Annotated in this window: 13 protein-coding genes and 2 pseudogenes; 5 read left to right on the top strand and 10 right to left on the bottom strand. The window is 40.1% G+C overall.

Features of this window, described 5'->3' with window-relative positions; genetic code table 11:
• The first annotated feature begins 112 nt into the window (after window positions 1-112).
• The gene (locus G0028_RS18785) at window positions 113-1,465 is read left to right on the top strand and encodes an MFS transporter (protein WP_130075247.1); all 1,353 of its coding nucleotides are present in this window, start codon (window positions 113-115) and stop codon (window positions 1,463-1,465) included.
• Window positions 1,466-1,521: 56 nt separating this feature from the next.
• Here the strand turns inward: G0028_RS18785 and G0028_RS18780 are convergent, their stop codons facing one another.
• From G0028_RS18780 to ribF, 6 genes are all read right to left on the bottom strand, one after another.
• Window positions 1,522-2,022, bottom strand: coding sequence for a lytic transglycosylase domain-containing protein (locus G0028_RS18780; protein WP_130075246.1), 501 nt, complete (start codon window positions 2,020-2,022; stop codon window positions 1,522-1,524).
• Window positions 2,023-2,438: 416 nt separating this feature from the next.
• A complete protein-coding gene (locus G0028_RS18775; protein ID WP_180047363.1) occupies window positions 2,439-2,981 on the bottom strand; it encodes an NADPH-dependent FMN reductase in 543 nt (180 codons plus the stop codon).
• Between the two features lie 130 nt (window positions 2,982-3,111).
• Entirely contained in the window at window positions 3,112-3,597 is a 486-nt protein-coding gene (locus G0028_RS18770) for an FKBP-type peptidyl-prolyl cis-trans isomerase (RefSeq protein ID WP_130075244.1), read from the bottom strand.
• Entirely contained in the window at window positions 3,594-4,130 is a 537-nt protein-coding gene (lspA, locus tag G0028_RS18765; RefSeq protein WP_130075243.1) for a signal peptidase II, read from the bottom strand. The genes G0028_RS18770 and lspA overlap by 4 nt, the downstream gene beginning before the upstream one ends.
• Window positions 4,123-6,966 carry an isoleucine--tRNA ligase gene (gene ileS, locus G0028_RS18760; protein ID WP_180047367.1) on the bottom strand — a complete coding sequence of 948 codons (2,844 nt, stop codon included), beginning with the start codon at window positions 6,964-6,966 and terminating at the stop codon, window positions 4,123-4,125. Before ileS ends, lspA begins: the two co-directional genes overlap by 8 nt.
• 63 nt (window positions 6,967-7,029) lie before the next feature.
• A complete protein-coding gene (gene ribF / locus G0028_RS18755; RefSeq protein ID WP_180047369.1) occupies window positions 7,030-8,031 on the bottom strand; it encodes a riboflavin biosynthesis protein RibF in 1,002 nt (333 codons plus the stop codon).
• A 207-nt stretch (window positions 8,032-8,238) separates the two neighbouring features.
• Between ribF and G0028_RS18750 the strand changes: the two genes are divergently transcribed.
• Window positions 8,239-9,375 carry a TDT family transporter gene (locus G0028_RS18750; RefSeq protein ID WP_180047371.1) on the top strand — a complete coding sequence of 379 codons (1,137 nt, stop codon included), beginning with the start codon at window positions 8,239-8,241 and terminating at the stop codon, window positions 9,373-9,375.
• Window positions 9,376-9,552: 177 nt separating this feature from the next.
• Here G0028_RS18750 and G0028_RS18745 read toward each other — a convergent pair whose 3' ends face one another.
• From G0028_RS18745 to G0028_RS18735, 3 genes are all read right to left on the bottom strand, one after another.
• Window positions 9,553-10,857 carry a solute carrier family 23 protein gene (locus G0028_RS18745; protein WP_180047373.1) on the bottom strand — a complete coding sequence of 435 codons (1,305 nt, stop codon included), beginning with the start codon at window positions 10,855-10,857 and terminating at the stop codon, window positions 9,553-9,555.
• Window positions 10,858-11,181: 324 nt separating this feature from the next.
• Window positions 11,182-13,872, bottom strand: a complete 2,691-nt coding sequence (gene ppc / locus G0028_RS18740) for a phosphoenolpyruvate carboxylase (RefSeq protein WP_180047375.1) — start codon at window positions 13,870-13,872, stop codon at window positions 11,182-11,184.
• 167 nt (window positions 13,873-14,039) lie between these two features.
• Window positions 14,040-14,660 (bottom strand): TetR/AcrR family transcriptional regulator, encoded by a 621-nt coding sequence (locus G0028_RS18735; protein ID WP_180047377.1) that lies wholly within the window; start codon window positions 14,658-14,660, stop codon window positions 14,040-14,042.
• Between the two features lie 207 nt (window positions 14,661-14,867).
• Here G0028_RS18735 and G0028_RS18730 point away from each other — a divergent pair, with 207 nt between their 5' ends.
• Together G0028_RS18730 and G0028_RS21410 are read left to right on the top strand one after the other, a co-directional pair.
• Window positions 14,868-15,968 carry an efflux RND transporter periplasmic adaptor subunit gene (locus G0028_RS18730; RefSeq protein WP_180047379.1) on the top strand — a complete coding sequence of 367 codons (1,101 nt, stop codon included), beginning with the start codon at window positions 14,868-14,870 and terminating at the stop codon, window positions 15,966-15,968.
• Window positions 15,969-15,970: 2 nt separating this feature from the next.
• A pseudogene (locus G0028_RS21410) lies at window positions 15,971-16,072 on the top strand (hypothetical protein); the annotation flags it as partial.
• A gap of 32 nt (window positions 16,073-16,104) precedes the next feature.
• On the opposite strand, the gene G0028_RS18725 reads toward G0028_RS21410, so the two are convergent.
• Window positions 16,105-16,767 (bottom strand): IS1595-like element ISAcra1 family transposase, encoded by a 663-nt coding sequence (locus tag G0028_RS18725; protein WP_004783898.1) that lies wholly within the window; start codon window positions 16,765-16,767, stop codon window positions 16,105-16,107.
• A 35-nt stretch (window positions 16,768-16,802) separates the two neighbouring features.
• Here G0028_RS18725 and G0028_RS18720 point away from each other — a divergent pair.
• Window positions 16,803-19,856: pseudogene (locus G0028_RS18720) on the top strand (efflux RND transporter permease subunit); the annotation flags it as partial.
• Window positions 19,857-19,872 lie beyond the last annotated feature (16 nt).

The following is a 19,872-nucleotide window of genomic DNA, read 5'->3' as shown; positions in this document are numbered from 1 at the left end:
ATAATTTTTATACTGAGAAGGTATAATTTTATGCTTATAAGGTTTTAGACAAAAAATGAACAGCCATTCATTGTAGTTTGAAATATAAGTCTCACAATTGGAGGTGAGTAAAATGACAGCGCAAACAATGAATGTAAATGCTGTAGTGGACCATGCGAAGTTTAAATCATTCCATGTCAATATTATTCTTTGGTGTTTATTTATCGTCTTATTTGATGGTTATGATTTAGCAATCAATGGCGTAGTTTTGCCATTATTGATGAAAGAGTGGGGGATGACTGCTGTACAAGCTGGTATGCTCGCCAGTACTGCATTGGCAGGCATGATGTTTGGTGCGATGTCCTTTGGTATGCTTGCAGATAAAATTGGTCGTAAAAAAGTCATTTTAATCTGTGTTTCTTTATTTAGTTTTTTTACTTTTTTGGGTGGCTTTGCTTCAAATCCAACTGAATTTGCAATTTTACGTTTTATTGCAGGTCTAGGAATTGGGGGCGTTTTACCTAATCTTGTTGCTTTAACAGCAGAATATGCACCACAACGCTTAAAAAGTACTTTAGTAACCACAATGTTTAGTGGTTATGCTGTTGGCGGTATTATGGCAGCATTATGTGGTACATGGTTTGCAGCTGATTTTGGTTGGCAAATCATGTTTTATATCGCAGGAATCCCACTATTATTTGTTCCATTCTTTTGGAAGTTTTTACCTGAGTCTTTAACCTTTTTGGTAAAAGCACAGAAAATGGATGAAGCACGTTATTTTTTAAAGAAAATAGAACCTACGGCGCAAGTGTCATCTGAAACTCAATTAGTTTTATCATCAGATGATCAAACACAAACAGCTTCAGTCAAAGCATTATTTTCTGAAAATCGTGCAGTCGGGACATTATTATTTTGGATTGCATTTTTCATGTGTTTATTAATGCTTTATGCATTGGGAAGTTGGTTACCAAAATTAATGATGGCAGCAGGCTATTCATTAGGTAGTAGTTTGATGTTCTTAATGGCACTGAATATTGGTGCTGTGATTGGTACGATTGGTGGTGGTGTTTTAGCAGATCGTTTTAACTTTAAACCTGTATTAATTGGTATGCTCATAGTAGGTGTTTGCTCACTGGTCGGACTAGGCTTTAACTCACCACAACCAGTGATTTATTTATTGGTTAGTTTGGCAGGTGCATCTTCGATTGGTTGTAGTATCTTACTTTATAGCTATGTTGCACACTTTTATCCTGTTGCAGTACGTTCTACAGGAATTGGTTGGGCTTCTGCAATTGGACGTACAGGTGCGATTGTAGGGCCGATTTTGATTGGTTATTTATTAGGGTTAGAGCTGCCTCATAAATGGAATTTTATTGCGGTAGCGATTCCTGGTATTATTGGTGCGATCGCAATCTCATGTATTCGAATTAAAAAAGCTGAGAGTAAAATAGAAGTGAAAGCAACCGCTGCAATTTCTGCAAACTAAGCAAGATAGAATGATAAAAAAACCTTGGTTTGTGCCAAGGTTTTTTTATCAAAGCGTTATAAGGCATCTTTTAAAAGATGTTGGTGTTGTTTCACTTCTCGTGCATATTTTTTACCTTGGCGTTTCATTTTCCAACTAGATTGATAGCCTGTAGGCCCAACATTATAATATGCTAATGCTTTTTTCCAGCTCCCTGCAGATTGGTTATATTTGGCTAAAATATAAGTACCACATTGGATATTGATCTGCTCATTAAATAGGTCACCTTGACAAGTTTGTTGCCAATAACGCGGAATCACTTGAGTAAGTCCAACAGCACCTGCAGGTGAAACAATATCACTTCGATAACTTGATTCTTGGCGAATCATTGCAGCGATCAATACGGGATCTACTTCATATTGTTCAGCATTTTGTATAATTATTGGTGCAATGCGTGCAGCAGTATTAGGTTCTACTGAATATGCTTTTTGAATGCCTTGTGCTAATTTAGCTGAGCGCTTTTCAATAGAACCTCCACCTAGCGTAGAACAACCTGTAATCACAAGCGTAGTAGACAAAAGTGCCAAATTTATAAAATTTGAATGTACTTTTAAAAAGTTTTGATAACATTTAGAAAAATAGGTAGAAATCAACAAAATATAACCAACACTCACAATCTTTAGGCAAAATCTTAAGTAGCGTTGTTCGGAGAGTCAAGGCTGAATGCTTTAACATTTGCAAAGGAATGTGAGTAGAATTTGAATAGAAAAAAGCCCAATCATCCTGAATGGGCTTTTTTGTATCAGTTACTTAGGTATAACTCCTGTCGTACCTCACATCCTGATGCTAAAACTTATGATTATTGTTTTTCGTTTTGGAAACTTCCTGTTCCCTATAACAATAGAATATAAAATTTTAAGATCACTGCATAGCTGCAAATGACCGCAGTGTATGTAAGCTTAAACTTACATTACTTTTGATCATCTTTAAAATTTTATATATTACTATACTGAATCAGTTTATTGATCACTGACGCAACGGCTTTGTTATCAAATTCGTTACCTTCAAAATGCTCAGTTTTGTTACGATTGAAAATATCTCGCAGCTGAATGACGGCATTTGAGTCGATCATATCGAGGGCAGTGCACACTTGTTTGAGTTGCTCGACCGATGAAGTACCATTGTTACCTCCATAACTGACAATACCAAAAGGTTTGCTTTTCCATTCTTTGCCAAGGTAATCAATGGCATTTTTAAGCACTGCACTGTAGCCGTGATTGTATTCTGGTGAAATAAAAATAAAAGCATCCGCTTGGGCAATATGATCTGCCCATTCTTGTTGTCGAGGTTGGTCGTAAATACCTGAGGCTGGAGGATGTGCACCGGCAAAAAGAGGTAAGTTCCATTCTTTCAAATCAACTATGCGTGTATTTAATGTATGAAAGTCGAGTTGGTTAATTTCTTTAGATAACCATTCTGCAACTTTAATGGCAGTACGTCCTTGACGAATGCTGCCCACAATAATAAATATATTCATGTATTTCCTGCGTTTATCGTATTGTGGTTTTAAATTAGTCTGAAAAATTTATTTTTGATAGTCATAAATTGTATTTATTAAGTTTTATATGTAAAAAAAGCTCCCGAAAGAGCTTTTTATATTTTGATGCTTACATCAATTTCACACCTTGTTGACCTGCAGGTGTGACTTTGAAAATTTCTACTTCAAAAGTAATGTTTTTCCCTGCTAAAGGATGGTTAAAATCGACTTCGGTAATATCTTCACCAACTGTTTTAACTACACCAAATAGGCTTTGTTTAGCTTTGTCTTCAAACTCGATCATGTGACCTTCAACAGGACGTTGTTCAAACTTCACGGTATCGAATTTTTGTACATTTTCAGGGTTCCAAGGACCGAAAGCATCTTCAGGAAGAAGGCTAACCGTACGACGGTCACCTGCACGTAGACCAAATAATGCTTTTTCAAAACCCGGTAATAAACTACCATCGCCCATCACCAGACTGACAGGTTGTTCACGGCTACGGGTATTGTCAATTTCCACACCATTTTCAATGGCAACAGAAAAATGCAGCTCTACTTTGGAGCCATCCGCAATGCGGGTTTCTTCATTGGGATTAATAATTTCTTCAGTCATTTTGCGCTTTCCGCATTTTGAATACGTTTCTTTTCTAAAAAGAAGGTATCAATTAACAATAAAATAGTGCCCAAAGTAATGGCGCTGTCTGCTAGATTAAAAATTGGGAAATGGCTATTGTTATAATATACATGTATAAAATCGACAACATAACCTAATGAAACTCGGTCAATTAGATTGCCAACCGCCCCACCTAAAATGAGAGCAATAGCCGCAGGCAGGATGATCATTTTTTTGGGCATACGCATCAGCCAAAAAATAAAGATAATCGAAACAACGCCTGCTAAGCCTGTAAAGAAATATTTTTGCCATCCACCAGCATCGGACAAGAAACTAAAGGCTGCGCCATAGTTATGTGCCAATGTCCAATTTAAAAAGGGCAGTACAGGATTTTGTTCACCATATTTTAAATGGCTAACTGCAATCCATTTGGTCCATTGATCCAATACAATGGCAAGGACTGAAAGTCCAAGCCAAAGTAAATTGTGAGGATAAAACTGCAATAAGCCCTTTTTATTTTGTGGATTAGGCATATTTTCTCTCTTCGCCTTGACCTGTAGGAAGGTTAATAATACAACGAGAACAAAGACCTGGATGTTCGTGGTGTGTATTTACATCAGGAAGCACATGCCAACAACGCGCGCATTTTTCACCTTCAGCCGCAGACACTTTAACACGTAGACCTTCTAGATCCGTGACTTCACCTTGTGCTTCATCAAATGTATGAACAATCACTTGAGACGTGATCAAGACAAAACGAAGCTCATCACCCAATTGGTCTAAAACAGTTTTAAGTTCTGCATTTGCCCAAAGTTCAACTTTTGCTGACAAGTTTGAACCAATCAGTTTGGCATTACGTGCCGCTTCAATTTGCTTGTTCACCGCAGATTTTACAGTGATTAATGTTTGCCAATCTGCTTCTGAAATCAAGTTTGCAGTTGATGCAACTGGAATGTCATACCATTCAGCCGTAAAGACATATTTTTCAGACTGTTCAGGAATCAGCGGCCAAGCTTCTTGTGCTGTGAAACTCAAGATAGGTGACATCCAACGTACGAATGCTTGTACCAAGTGATACAAAGCAGTTTGCGCAGAATGACGTGCTGCTGAATCCGCTTTAGTCGTATATTGACGGTCTTTGATGATGTCTAAGTAGAAACCACCTAAGTCATTGATACAGAAATTGGTTAATGCATTTGTGACGATATGGAAGTTCATATCTTCATAGGCTTGTTGAATGGTTTTCTGTACGTCTGCAGCACGTTGCAAGATGTATTGATCAAGAGCAATCAATTGATCGATAGGCAGTGCATCAGTCGATGGTTTGAAACCATTCAAGTTCGCCAACAAGAAACGTAAAGTATTACGAATACGACGGTAACCATCAGATGCACGGCTAAAGATTTCTTTACCTGCGGTCATTTCATAACGGTAATCCGCAGATGCGATCCAGAAACGTAACCCGTCCGCACCCATATCTTTGATGATGTCTTGAGGGGTAATGATATTCCCAATTGACTTCGACATCTTACGACCTTTCTCATCCACGACAAAACCGTGAGTAAGCAAGCCTTTATATGGCGCACGTTTGTTGATGGCAATTGAGGTCAACAATGAAGATTGGAACCAACCACGATGTTGGTCTGAACCTTCAAGATACAAGTCAGCAGGGTCTTGTAGTTCTTCACGTTGGCGAAGCACTGCATAATGGGTTGTACCAGAGTCGAACCAAACATCCAAAGTGTCACGAACTGCATTATATTGTTCAGCATCTGCACCAATGAACTCAGCGGCATCACGGTTGTACCAACCATCAATGCCTTCTTTTTCGATCAGTTTCGCAACTTCTTCAATGAGTTCAGGTGTGCGAGGATGCAATTCGTTGGTGTCTTTATGCACGAAGAATGGGATTGGCACACCCCAAGTACGTTGACGTGAGATACACCAGTCTGGACGACCTTCGATCATCGCTTCGATACGGTTTTTACCCCAGTCTGGAACAAACCCGATGTCATTTTCAATGGCATTTAACGCATCTTGACGTAAGCCTTTATTGTCCATGCTGATGAACCATTGTGGTGTAGCACGGAAAATAATCGGCGTTTTATGACGCCAGCAATGTGGATAGCTATGTACGATTGGTACATGTGCCCAAAGCTTGCCTGCTTCGGTTAAAGCAGCAATGATTTGCGGATTGGCTTTATAAATGTGCTCACCTGCAAAAATCGGTGCAGTAGGTAAGTACACACCATTACCGCCAACAGGATTGTCCACTTTTAGATTGTACTGTAAGCCAACTTTATAATCGTCCACACCATGACCAGGTGCAGTATGTACAGCACCCGTACCACTGGTTGCAATGACGTGTTCACCTAAGATCACAGGAACTTGACGTTCTGTAATTAAAGGATGTTGTAATTTTAAACCTTCAAGTTTTGCACCAACAAAGTCAGCTAATACTTTCGGGTCTTCGAGTTTATAACGTTCACATGCGGACTCAACCAAATCTTTCGCTAAGATGAGGTTTTGCGCGCCACGTTCAGACTGAACTTCAACCAATTGATATTCAATTTCAGCATGTAGTGCAACTGCTTGGTTGGCAGGAAGTGTCCAAGGCGTGGTTGTCCAGATTACGATATCTGTAGGATTTGCAACAGTCACACCAATTTTTGCTGAAAGATCAGCAAGGTCAACCACGCCAAAACCGACATCAATCGCGTCAGATTTTTTATCTTTATAGTCAACTTCTGCTTCAGCAAGTGAAGAACCACAATCTAGACACCAATTGACTGGTTTAAGACCCGGTTCAATATGACCCGCTTTGGCAATTTCACCCAATGAACGTACGATGTCGGCTTCTTGTTTGAAGTTCATGGTCAAATAAGGATTGTCCCAATCGCCAAACACACCCATACGCACGAAATCTTTTTTCTGAAGTTCGATTTGCGTGTAGGCATATTCACGACATGCTTTACGGAAAGTTGGAGCATCAACTTTTTGACCCACTTTACCGACTTTTTCTTCAACTTTGAGTTCGATCGGTAGACCGTGACAGTCCCAACCAGGTACATAAGGCGCATCAAAACCGTCCATGACACGGCTTTTAATGATGATGTCTTTGAGAACTTTGTTTACAGCATGCCCTAAATGGATTTGACCATTGGCATATGGAGGGCCGTCATGAAGCACATATTTTTTCTTGCCAATACGCGATGCACGAATCTGCTGATAAATGTTGTCGGCATACCACTCTTCCAACCATTTCGCTTCACGTACTGCGAGATTTGCTTTCATTGCAAATTCAGTACCTGGTAGATTCAGCGTAGATTTATAATCCACAGCATTTTCAGGAGTTTGCTTATCGCTCATGCAAGTTGTCATCCAATATTATCAGCCTGATTGCTGACGCGTTTTACAATAAAAAATTTGGGTTTAGAACGGAAAATGGGGTGTATTTTTGCGAAATTCAAGTAATCGCTCAACATCATCGTCAATTCCTGCCTGAAGTGCTTCAAGCGAAGGATAATTTAACTCGCCATGTAAATAGTCGAGAAAAGTTACCCGCATTAACAAGCCATACAGATTAGCAGAAACATCAGGGAAATGTACTTCTAATCGCCATTCAGGATGATCCTGTTTGATGGCAGGGCGAGTACCGACATGTCCAGCACCATATAAGGCATTCGTTTGGTAGCCTAAAATGCCTGTTTTATCTGGATTGTCGGCTTTGACTTTTTCAGTTAAAGATGTGGTTTCACATATCACTTCAACCCCATAAATACCATTTAAACATGGTCGATGGCGCCCCATACGAACATTGATGGTCGGGAAATTGATGGTGCGTCCAATCTGGTCGCCATATTGAACTCGTCCAATCATGCTATAAGGACGTCCCAATAATTTGGCCGCCAAAGCCAAATCGCCCGCTTGCAGCACCTGACGAATACGCGTTGAACTGACACGCTCACCATCAAATTCGATAGTGGTCAGATTGGTGACATCAAAACCATATTTTTTTAAAAATTCGCTGTTGCCCTGACGGTCTTTACCAAAGTGAAAGTCATCACCCAAAATCAGGCTTTGTGCATTGAGTTTATCTTTTAAAACATCAGCAAAATTTTCAGCGCTCAGACTACGGAATTGATTATCAAACTTCGCAATCGCAATGTAGTCCACACCCAATTCAGTCAAATATTCTACTTTTTCTCTGAGTGAGGTGATGCGTGGTGGTGCATCATAAGCTTTAAAAAATTCCAATGGTTGTGGCTCAAAAATCATCACCAATGTTTTCAGATTTTTGGCTTGAGCAACTTCCTGAAGTTGAGAAACCATGGCTTGATGTCCCAAATGGACACCATCAAAATTGCCAATCGTCACTGCGGTTTGGGGCAATTGTAAATTCGGTGCTAAGGCATTTAGACGTAACAGCTGCATGATTTCAAAATAAACTTAAAATTTGAAAGGATATATATTGCCATATTCTCACAGTTTCGTCTTTGTTGTTGTGTTTTTATCCAGAAATTTTTAATGTGAATATACATTTATATCAATAAAACTGATTCATTTTATAAAAACAAATCAATTTTATTTATTAATAAGGCCTTTTATAATCAATTTATCTGCTGAAATGAGGAAAAAGCCATGAAAAAGCCATTTTATCAACTGAAACAAAGCCGTAATGTGATTCGGCAGTTTACCCCGAACTGGTTCACCATGACCATGGGCACAGGTGTGGTGGCATTGATTTTACCCGAATTTCCATTTGCACAAGAGATTTTATGGCAAGGGGCAACAGCATTATGGCAATTCAACGCGTTTGTATTCATCGTATTTAGCTTAGTTTATGCATTACGTTGGTTGATTTATCCTCAGGAAGCAAAGCAGATTTTTTCCCACCCAAGCATGGCATTGTTTTTAGGTGCGATTCCGATGGGTTTAGCGACAGTACTCAATGGCTTTTTAAAATATGGCGTTGCATTGTATGGTGATGTCGCGATTCAGATCGCACAAGTCCTGTGGTTCGTGGATGCGATTTTAGCAGTGGGCATCGGGGTATTGGTTCCATTTTGTATGTTCTATAAGCAAGAGCATCAGTTACATAGCATGACTGCAATGTGGTTACTGCCAATCGTGGCGTGTGAAGTCACAGCAACTTCTGGTGGTTTATTGTTGGCGCATTTGGCAGCAGGGCAACAGGCAGTCGGTATTTTATTTGCAAGTTATATACTATGGGGTATGTCTGTATTGCCTGCTTTTGCAATCTTGACCATTTTAATGTTACGTCTGGCATTGCATAAACTGCCTGGCAAAGAATTGGCAATCAGTGGTTGGCTGGCTTTGGGACCGATTGGTACAGGGGCATTGGCATTGTTGGTTTTAGGTGCTCAAGCACCACAAGTCTTGGCTTATATTCAGTTAGAACAATTGGGTGTGTTCTTTAAAAATGCAGGCATCGTAGCGAGTTTTATCCTGCTTGGCTTTGGGGTGTGGTGGTTTGCCATAGCCGTGTTGACTACATTGAAACATGCGGCCACAGACTTACCGTTTAACCTCGGTTGGTGGGGACTGACATTTCCATTGGGTGTATTTACTTTGGCAGTGTTAAATCTGGGGCATCAGTTGCATGTGAGTTTTATTGTGAATACAGGTTTGGCATTTGCAGCAATTTTGATGATGCTTTGGGTCATGGTGATGGCGAAAACTTTAAAAGGCATGTACCAAGGTCATTTATTCTTTTCTCCTTGCTTAAAGGCGTTATTAGACAGCCAACAACGTTAATGTTTCAACGATAGAAATAAAAAGCCCTTAACCGAGTTGAGTTAAGGGGATGAAGAATCCCCCCTAAACTTTGATCAATATATTTTTTATTCTAGACATATGTTGCTTAGTATTGGTGAAAATATAAAAAGCAGCTTCTCAGCTGCTTTTAAAATATAAATTTATGCTTTTATTATTTTATTCAGATGGATCTTTTAGACTAAAGAACCAGTTTAAAATCAATGCTGCAAATGTTGCAGTACCAATTCCACCTAAGTTAAAGTCACCAAATTGAAGGGCAAAATCACCAGTACCTAAAATAATGGTGACTGCTGCAACCATCAAATTTTTATTTTTGGAAAAATCAACTTTATTTTCGATCCAAATTTTCGCACCTGCAATGGTAATTAGACCAAAAACCACAATCGAAGCACCTGTTAAAATTGCAGTCGGAATGGTGTGAATCACCGCACCAAACTTAGGTGAAAAACCTAAGAAAATAGCAAATACACCTGCGATGACAAAGACAATAGTCGAGTAAACTCGAGTGACCGCCATAACACCAATGTTTTCACCATAGGTGGTCATCCCTGGTGCGCCAACACCACCAGACAGTGTCGTTGCGATCCCATCTGCGACAAACGCTTTACCAATATGCGGATCAAGATTTTCACCTGTCATGGCACTAACCGCTTTGATATGACCTAAGTTTTCAGCCACTAAAATCAAAGCAATCGGAGCAATGATGAGAATAGCATTGACATCAAAAACAGGTGAGTGAAAGCTTGGGATACCAAACCAAGCAGCCTCTTGGATGGGCGCAAAGTTAATCGGTGTACCATTGCCCATGACATTGGCAACGATAAAATAGATCAAATACGCTGACAATAAACCGACTAAAAGCAATAAGCGTTGTAATAAACCTTTGGTGAATACGGCAATTGAGCCCATGCACAGTACAGTGACCAATGCCATCCACATATTAAAGTTATTACCAGCAACACCTTTGACTGTGACAGGAGCAAGGTTTAGACCAATAATCATGACGACGGCGCCTGTAACGACAGGAGGCATGAGTTTTTCGATCCATTTTGTGCCTGTCGCCATGACAATAAAACCGAAAATAGCATATAAAATACCACATGCCATAATCCCGCCTGCTGCATGGGCAATATTCACATTCGGCGCACCTGTACCTGATGCGGCATAACCTGTTGCTGCAATGACGACACCAATAAAGGCAAAGCTAGATCCTAAATAACTTGGAACTCGACCACCGGTGATGATAAAGAACAAGATCGTACAAATCCCTGACATTAAAATCGCAAGATTGGGATCGAAGCCCATTAAAAAGGGTGCGAGTACGGTTGCGCCAAACATCGCGAAAGCATGTTGGATGCCGAGAACAACACTTTGAGCAGGAGGGAGATATTCATTCGTTCCGACAGGCCGTGCATCGATACTGCCATGATAAGGACGCCATTTGGGAAACCAATTGGACATAAATTGAGCGCTCAAAAAACAAATTGCGCCCATCATACTCTTTCTGCTATTGAGTTTTAATCATTTTAGTCAAACTAAAGGGTTGCATTTATTAGGAATTATTGGTGACTTATACCATTTGGTAAAATTTTTTTAAAATCTAAATAAACAAAATCAAAGTATTAAAAATATATAAAATTAAAAAAATGCAGAATTAAATATTAATTTATGGATGAATTTTTTTATTTTTAATGAAGCGGCAAGAGACAAATTTATCCAAAAATAAAAATTTTGCCAAAAAGGGAGAGCATTTATTGTGCTCTCCTGTTTTGAGATGTCTGCTTTTTAGCCTGTGTTACGCAATCCAGCCGCAATTCCTGCAATACTCACCATCAGGGCATGATCTACAGGAGTATGTTCGGCTTGTTTTTCAACCAAATAGGCACGACGGCGTTTCATCAATTCCGCTTGTAGTAAATGCAAAGGCAATAGATACGGCTTACGTACTTTCATCGCTTGATCTAGAACATCATTTGAGCTTAAAAGTTGCGATTCACCTTTCATTGCCAACAATGTTTGTACTGCATCATGTAAGCGTTGACGTAATTCAGCCCCCAATACTTTGAGGTCTTCGTCATCGGTTAAATGCGATTCATAGTACAGTGCAATATTAGAATCTGCTTTTGACAAAACCATTTCGAGCATATCGATTAAGGTTTGGAAATATGGCCATTCTGCGAGCATTTCATCCAACAGATTTTTTTGTCCTTGATGAATCACTTGGTTAATTGCGGCACCTGTACCGAGCCATGCTGGCAGCATCAAACGGATTTGTGTCCATGCAAAGACCCATGGAATCGCACGCAATGACTCAATGCCCCCACTGACTTTACGTTTTGCAGGACGTGAACCGAGCGGCAGCATTTGCAATTCGAGTTCAGGTGTTACGGTGCGTAAGTATTTAACAAAGTGTGGGTTTTCACGTACCGTTTGACGATAGACCTGTACGGATAAATCCGTCATGGTGTGCATCAAATCACGCCATTCCTGTTTAGGTTCAGGTGGTGGTAGTAAGGTTGCTTCAAGTGTAGCAGCGGTATAAATTTCTAGATTTTGTAAGGCAATCTCTTCCAAACCAAATTTAAAGCGAATCATTTCGCCTTGTTCAGTGACGCGAATCGCACCTGAAATTGACCCTGGTGGTTGTGAGAATAATGCTTGTTGCGTTGGTGCACCACCACGACTGATTGAACCGCCACGACCATGGAACAGCGTCAATTGTACGCCGTGTTGTTTTGCCACAGCAGTTAACTCTTCTTGGGCACGATACTGTGCCCAGTTTGCTGACATGAAGCCTGCATCTTTAGCCGAGTCTGAGTAACCAATCATGACTTCGTGTTTGCCTTGAATATGCTGTTTATACCAATGCATATTGAACAAGGTGTTCATGGTATTTGCGGCACTGTCCAAATCTTTTAAAGTTTCAAATAACGGCACCACACGTAATGGATGCTCAATACCTGCTTCTTTTTGCAAGAGTAAAACAGCTAAAACATCACTTGGATATTCCGCCATAGAAATGATGTAAGCACCTAAACTTTCTTTGGGCTGTTCTGCCAACGTGCGCATTGTGGCAAACACTTCTTGTACATCAGGATGTTCAATCAGGCTATTGGCAGGTTCATTTAAATGCTTTGGCAAGAGTGGACGTTTGCTTTGTAACTCTTGAATGAGGAAATTTTGACGTGCTTGTTCTGTCCACGTTTCAAAATTGCCAAGTCCTAAATATTCGGTAATTGCTGAAATCGCTTGGCGATGACGACCTGATTCCTGACGAATATCGAGTTTGAGCAATTCAATACCGAAACAATTCACCCGATAAATAAAGTCGAGCAATTTGCCATTGGCAATTTCAGGTAAATTACTGTCAATCAATGAACGATAGCAGAGCAGCAGTGGTTGTAAGAGTTCATCTTTATGGCGAATGATCAGACTGCGGTCTACATCGGAATGTTGTCCTTGCAGCTTACTTGCTAACCATTGACGAGTAGCCTTTAAGCGGGTACGAGTTGCACGTAAATATTCACGATATGGTTCAGGATGTTCACTGCCTAAGGCTTGTTTGAGTTCATCTGAACATGCAGCGATGGACAGCTCCCAACGTAAGTCTTCAATATCACGTACATATAAGTCTGTCGCTTTCCAACGGGATAACCACAAAACTTCTTGGGTAATGTTGTGGGTCACGTTTGGATTACCATCACGGTCACCCCCCATCCATGATGCAAAGCGAATTGGCGAAATGTCTAAAGGTAAAGCTTTGTCGCAATTTTGTTGTACTAAGTCATCTAATTCACGGATGAATTTTGGCACAGCATTCCACAAGGTTTGCTCAATGGTGGTAAAGCCCCATTTTGCCTCATCTACAGGGGTTGGGCGGTGCTGACGAATTTCATCCGTTTGCCATGCAGAACAGATCAATTGTTTTAAATCTGCTAAAACCTCTGCACGTTGTTTAGGTGTAAGTTTTTGTTGGTCAAATTTGGATAGACAATTATTAATACCATCATACTTTTGAATCAAGGTACGGCGACTGACTTCAGTTGGATGTGCCGTAAGCACTAATTCGATGCTCAGTTCACAGACTTGTTGGTAAAGTTGAGTAGTCGTGATGTTCTTATTTTTAAATTGTTCAAAGAGCGGAACGAGTACATTTGGAGAGGGTTCATTTTCATCAAACTCACTTTGGCGACGACTACGCACGACATGATATTGCTCAGCAATGTTTGAAAAATTCAAAAAATGTGAAAATGCACGAGTCAGTGGCAAAATCTCATCATCTTTTAAGTGAAGAAATAATTGTTCGAGTTGTTTTTCTGCTTCAACTTGACCATCACGTGCACCTTTGGCTAAGGCACGAATTTGCTCAATTTGATTAAACAAATCTTGTCCCGCTTGTTCCTTTAGGGTTTCACCTAAAAGATTCCCGAGTAAACGTACATCCTCACGCAGTGGAGCATTAATTTGTTGAATCATTGCTATTCTCCAATTCTTATCCTGATGACTATAACTTGCTATGCTGACATTCCAAGTAGACCCCCTACAAAAGTAGAAAAGCAGTCGGCGATTTCAACAGCGATTTATATCCTTAAAAACAGTATGCCGTAAAAAAACCAGAAGTATTATTTAGAAATTCAATACATTCACATCGGGTTATAGCGTAAAAGGAATAAATCTATACTCTCTTGAATGATGAGATGTTTTTCTTGAGCATCGGGTATAGGGCGAATACCAAGTAACACTTCATGATGACGTACTCCCAATAATAACGACAGAATCAGATCAGTCTGTTTCTCGATTTCATCAGGGCGAATAAACTTAAAGGTTGTGGCTTGTTGTAAAAACTCTTGCCAAACGTTCCACATACGTTGGTGTGAAGCATTATAAAATTTTAGAGCAAGTGGATTTTTTTGTGCAGCAAGTTCGAGCAGTAAATGATCGAGTTTAAGGGCTTCAGGTAAATAAATGATATTCATTGCCAATTCACAGGCTTGATAAAAACAAGCTTTAAAATCGCTATGTGCATTTAAACCTAATGGTCGAGCATTAATGGATTCTTCACAGGTTTCCTCAATAGCACAGGTAAATAAATTTTCTTTGTCTTGAAAATGGTTATAGACCGTCAGTTTAGTCACACCTGCCGCTTTAGCAATTTGATTCATACTTGAGCCATGATAACCATGTAATAAAAACAATGCTTTGGCTGCTTCTAAAATCTGCTTTCGTTTTTCTAAGTCTTTTGGACGACCAACATGTGTGTGCACTAAATTTTCCAAAAAAAGTCAATTAGGTCATTTACTTTTGCATTCAAAAATAATTAATGTACCTTACGGTATATTAATTAAAAATTGAAAATTTTCAAAAGGAATTAAATCATGATCAGTATGTGATTGATCACAAGATCGATAAAACATTCATTTACTTGATGTCTATTCTGCCCGAAAAAAAACGTTTCAATAAGAGCATTGCGTATGAGTATTTTTAAAGCAAGTATTATTAGCATGATGGTGATGTGTAGTGTGGTTTTAGCGGGGTGTCAAAAACCAGCGCCAGAAGCGGAAGAAATTCCTTTTGTGATGGTCACACAGCCCATGACCTCGAATGAAGACCAAAAAAGTTATGCAGGTGATGTACAAGCTCGCCAAAGCACGGCATTGGCATTTCGTGTGGGGGGACAGATTACAGAACGTTATGTCGATGTTGGAGATCGGGTTAAAGTCGGGCAGATTCTGGCAAAACTTGATATTAAAGATGCTCAACTACAGCTCAACTCAGCCAAAGCGCAACTCGAAAATGCACAATCCTCAGTGAAAACTGCAGGTGATGAATTTAAACGTTTTCAACAATTGCTGCCGAGTAATGCAGTGAGCCGTTCACAATATGATGCGGTGAAAAATCAGTATGAGGCTGCGTTATCGACATTGAAACAAGCACAAGCCAATTATGAAGTGACGGCAAACCAAACGCGTTATAACCAATTGCTTGCCAATAAAAATGGGGTCATTACCCAACGTAATATTGAAGTTGGACAAGTACTGGCCGCAGGACAAACTGCTTATCAATTGGCAATTGATGGTGAGCGTGATGTTGTTATTGGTGTACCTGAACAAGCCATTACACAGATCAAAGTTGGGCAAGATGCATGGGTGACATTGTGGTCAAAACCTCAAGATAAATTTGCTGCTTATGTCCGTGAAATTTCACCTGCGGCAGACCAATCGCGTACTTTTAGTGTCAAAGTAGCATTGAGAGAAGGGCAGTCTGTCATTCAGCTTGGGCAAAGTGCACGCGTCTTCTTTAATCAAAATGTGGGGCATGTCTTAAGCGTACCGTTATCTAGTGTTTCGGCAAATAATGATCAGCCTTATGTTTGGGTGGTGAATAGCGATCAAACGATTCGTAAAGTACCTGTGCGCTTAGGCGCTTATGGACGTGACAGTGTACCCATTCTCACAGGTTTAACTACAAATGATTGGGTGGTGATCGGTGGTGTGCATTTACTGAGAGAAAAACAAAAAATTAAAGCGATCGATCGTGAAAATCGTGTTGTTAGCCTGAATAAAGGAGTGTAATGATGAATGCATTTCAATCCTTTAACTTGTCTGAATGGGCGCTGAGGAATAAAGGTTTAGTCCTTTATTTTATGATTTTGCTCGGTATAGTGGGCATATTTTCTTAGGCTCTAGACTAGCAGATTTACACTTAATTTTACCTAATGAGGTTCCACAGCTCAGTTGCTAACTCATTAGGTTCCCTCATCCAACGCCATTCAGTTTCTTTAAGATGATAATCAAAGTACTCTTTTGATATGCCGTTAAACTTTGCTAGCCTTCTTTTACAAAAGCTCCAAAATGATTCTATTCCATTTATATGACATTCTCCTCTAGCAAACTCATTTGCTCCGTGATTTACCCTAAAATGCTTTGAATAGCCCACATCAACAAGACCATTATAGCCACGCCATCCATCACTATAAATCACACTCTCAAGTGAAACTTTACCAATGATAACCTCTTGTAAAGTCTTCATTTTACAGTCAGGTACGATTTCAGTATAGACGCGCCCATTACGTTCGAATATTCCAAATACTGGCTGTTTTAGAGTCCCACGACCACGCTTTAACTTTCCATGAAACCCACGTTGCCTTTTCGCTCCAAAATAGCTTTCATCTACTTCTATTGAACCAACAAACTTAGCTCTTAAATCTGTTTGATGATCATAGATAGTTTCTCTAAAAAGCATGTACCAATAGTTAATCGTATTACGATTTAAATTGAGTAATAAGGCTGTTTTGGAAGCAGGAATATCAACACAAAAGCATTGAATAATTTTTTTAATCTTGTAGTGACTTAATTTACTGTTTTCTATCATGATTCTAGACTAACATAATCATTTTGCTAGTCTAGAGCCTTTCTTATTCTAAACTTTCTCAAAGTGAAGACCCACCATTTACCTTTAAAGTGATGGTTGTACAGACCTATTGGCCGGGGGCAACGGCAGAAGAAGTGTCATTGCAAGTGACAGATCGTATTGAAAAACAGCTGATGAGTACAGGGTTGTATGATCGGATCGCAGCATATTCACGCCCAGGTGAATCATTGGTTACATTTGTTGCCAAAGACTCGTTGAAATCTAGTGAGATTCCTGATGTGTGGTATCAAGTTCGTAAGAAAGTCGGTGACATTCAGCATCAACTGCCTAGTGGGGTGCAAGGTCCGTTTTTTAATGACGAATTTGGCGATACTTTCGGTAATATTTACGTTTTAACAGGCAAAGATTTTGACTATGCTACTTTGAAAGAATACGCAGACCGTTTACAGCTTCAGTTACAACGGGTGAAAGACGTGGGTAAAGTTGAGCTTGTGGGCTTACAAGACCAAAAAATTTGGATTGAACTGTCAAATACCAAAGCTACTCAACTGGGTATCCCTGTTACCGCCATTCAAGACGCATTACAAAAACAAAATAGCATGGCGAGTGCAGGTTTTTTTGAAACTGGTTCAGACCGTATTCAAGTCCGTGTAGGCGGTGCTTTAAAATCAGTTGATGATTTAAAACAAATGCCATTATTGGTGGGAGATAAAACCATTCAATTGGGCGATGTGGCTGAGGTTTATCGTGGTTTTAGCGAACCTGCACAGCCTCGTATGCGCTTTAATAGTGAAAATGGCATTGGGATCTCAGTGTCTATGCGCAAAGGGGGTGACATCATTGCCTTAGGCAAAAATTTAGAGACAGAATTTACCCATCTACAAAAAACCTTGCCGCTTGGGATGCAGCTACAAAAAGTATCCGATCAACCTGTGGCGGTACAACGTAGTATTCATGAGTTTATTCAGGTTTTAGCAGAAGCCGTTATTATCGTGTTATTGGTGAGTTTTTTCTCACTGGGTTTCCGTACAGGTTTGGTGGTGGCTTTTTCCATTCCATTGGTTCTTGCAATGACTTTTGCAGGGATGAATTTATTCGATGTTGGATTGCATAAAATTTCCTTGGGAGCATTGATTCTTGCCTTAGGTCTTTTGGTGGATGATGCCATTATTGCGGTTGAAATGATGGCAATTAAAATGGAACAAGGCTATAGCCGTATGAAAGCCGCGGGTTATGCATGGACAAGTACCGCTTTCCCGATGCTGACAGGGACTTTGATTACTGCCGCAGGTTTTTTGCCCATTGCAACAGCAGCGTCAAGTACAGGTGAATATACGCGTTCGATTTTCCAAGTGGTGACCATTGCATTGATTGTGTCATGGATTGCAGCTGTCGTTTTTGTCCCATATTTAGGCGACAAACTTTTACCTGATTTTAATCAAACAGTACAAAAAGCGCCGTGGTATCAACGTTTATGGGCACGTCTACGCAAGCAACATGAATCGCAGGCTATCGTGCATCATAGCAATGAACACTATGACCCTTATCAAACCAAGTTTTACCAACGTTTTAGAGCATTGGTCAATGCGTGTGTGATGTATCGTAAAACTGTCATTGCGGTCACTGTTGCTATTTTTGCTTTGTCGGTCGTGATGTTTAAGTTTGTGCCGCAGCAGTTTTTCCCACCGTCAAATCGTGCTGAAATTTTGGTTGATTTAAAATTAGAAGAAGGGGCATCTTTGGCTGCGACTGAACAAGCGGTGAAAAAGGTTGAAGCATTTTTAGCCAAACAAAAGGGCATTGATAATTATGTGGCCTATGTCGGAACAGATTCACCACGTTTTTATTTACCGCTTGATCAGCAGTTACCGCAAGCAAGTTTTGCACAGTTTGTCGTTTTGGCATCATCTTTAGATGACCGTGATGAAATTCGTCAATCCTTAGACACCCAAATTCGTCAACTGTTACCACAAGTACGTACTCGCGTGGCATTATTGGAAAATGGTCCACCTGTCGGTTATCCAATTCAATATCGTGTATCGGGTGAAGATTTAAATACCGTACGTCAGCTTGCACACAAAGTTTCAGGCATCGTAGGACAAAACACCAACACCACCAACGTGCATTTAGATTGGGGTGAGCCAAGTAAAATCATTTCATTGCAAATTGACCAAGACCGTGCACGTCAAATGGGCGTGAGCAGTGTAGATATTGCCAATTTTTTAAATAGTTCAATTTCTGGGGCAATGATTCATCAATATCGTGAAAAACGTGAGTTGATTGATATTCGCTTGCGTGGTGATCAGGCAGAACGCATCGAAGTGGGTTCACTTGCAAATTTAGCTATACCGACAACCCAAGGGGGGGCAGTGCCGTTATCGCAAATTGCCAATATTCACTATAAATTTGAGGATGGTTTGATTTGGCATCGCAATCGTTTACCGACGATTACGGTACGTGCAGATATTCGGAGCCATTTACAACCTGCCACTGTGGTGGGCGAGTTGTCTGAACAGATGGATCAACTGCGTACTGAATTGCCAAATGGTTATTTAGTTGAAGTGGGCGGAACAGTTGAAGAATCCGCTAAAGGACAAAGCTCAGTCAATGCAGGTATGCCGTTATTTCTTGCGGTTGTGTTTACCTTATTGATGATTCAGCTGAAGAGTATTTCACGTTCATTCATCGTATTTTTAACTGCGCCATTGGGTTTAATTGGCGTTGTGTTATTCTTGCTCTTGTTAAATAAGCCGTTTGGTTTTGTCGCCATGCTTGGCACGATTGCGTTATCGGGCATGATCATGCGTAACTCACTGATTCTGATTGATCAAATCGAGCAAGATATTTTATCTGGGCAGGATCCATGGAATGCTATTTTAGATGCTACAGTGCGGCGGTTTAGACCGATTATTCTAACAGCGCTCGCTGCGGTCTTGGCGATGATTCCATTATCTCGCAGTATTTTCTTTGGCCCTATGGCTGTCGCGATTATGGGCGGTTTGATCATTGCGACACTTTTAACATTATTTTTTCTACCCGCGCTTTATGCTGCATGGTTCAAAGTAAAAAAATATGCAAAATCTGCCTAGAAATTTATGAAATTTA

This window comes from Acinetobacter piscicola (genome assembly GCF_015218165.1).
GTDB classification, from domain to species: domain Bacteria; phylum Pseudomonadota; class Gammaproteobacteria; order Pseudomonadales; family Moraxellaceae; genus Acinetobacter; species Acinetobacter piscicola_A.
Note: the sequence above shows the minus strand (reverse complement) of the source record. Positions and strands in the feature narration are given on the sequence as shown.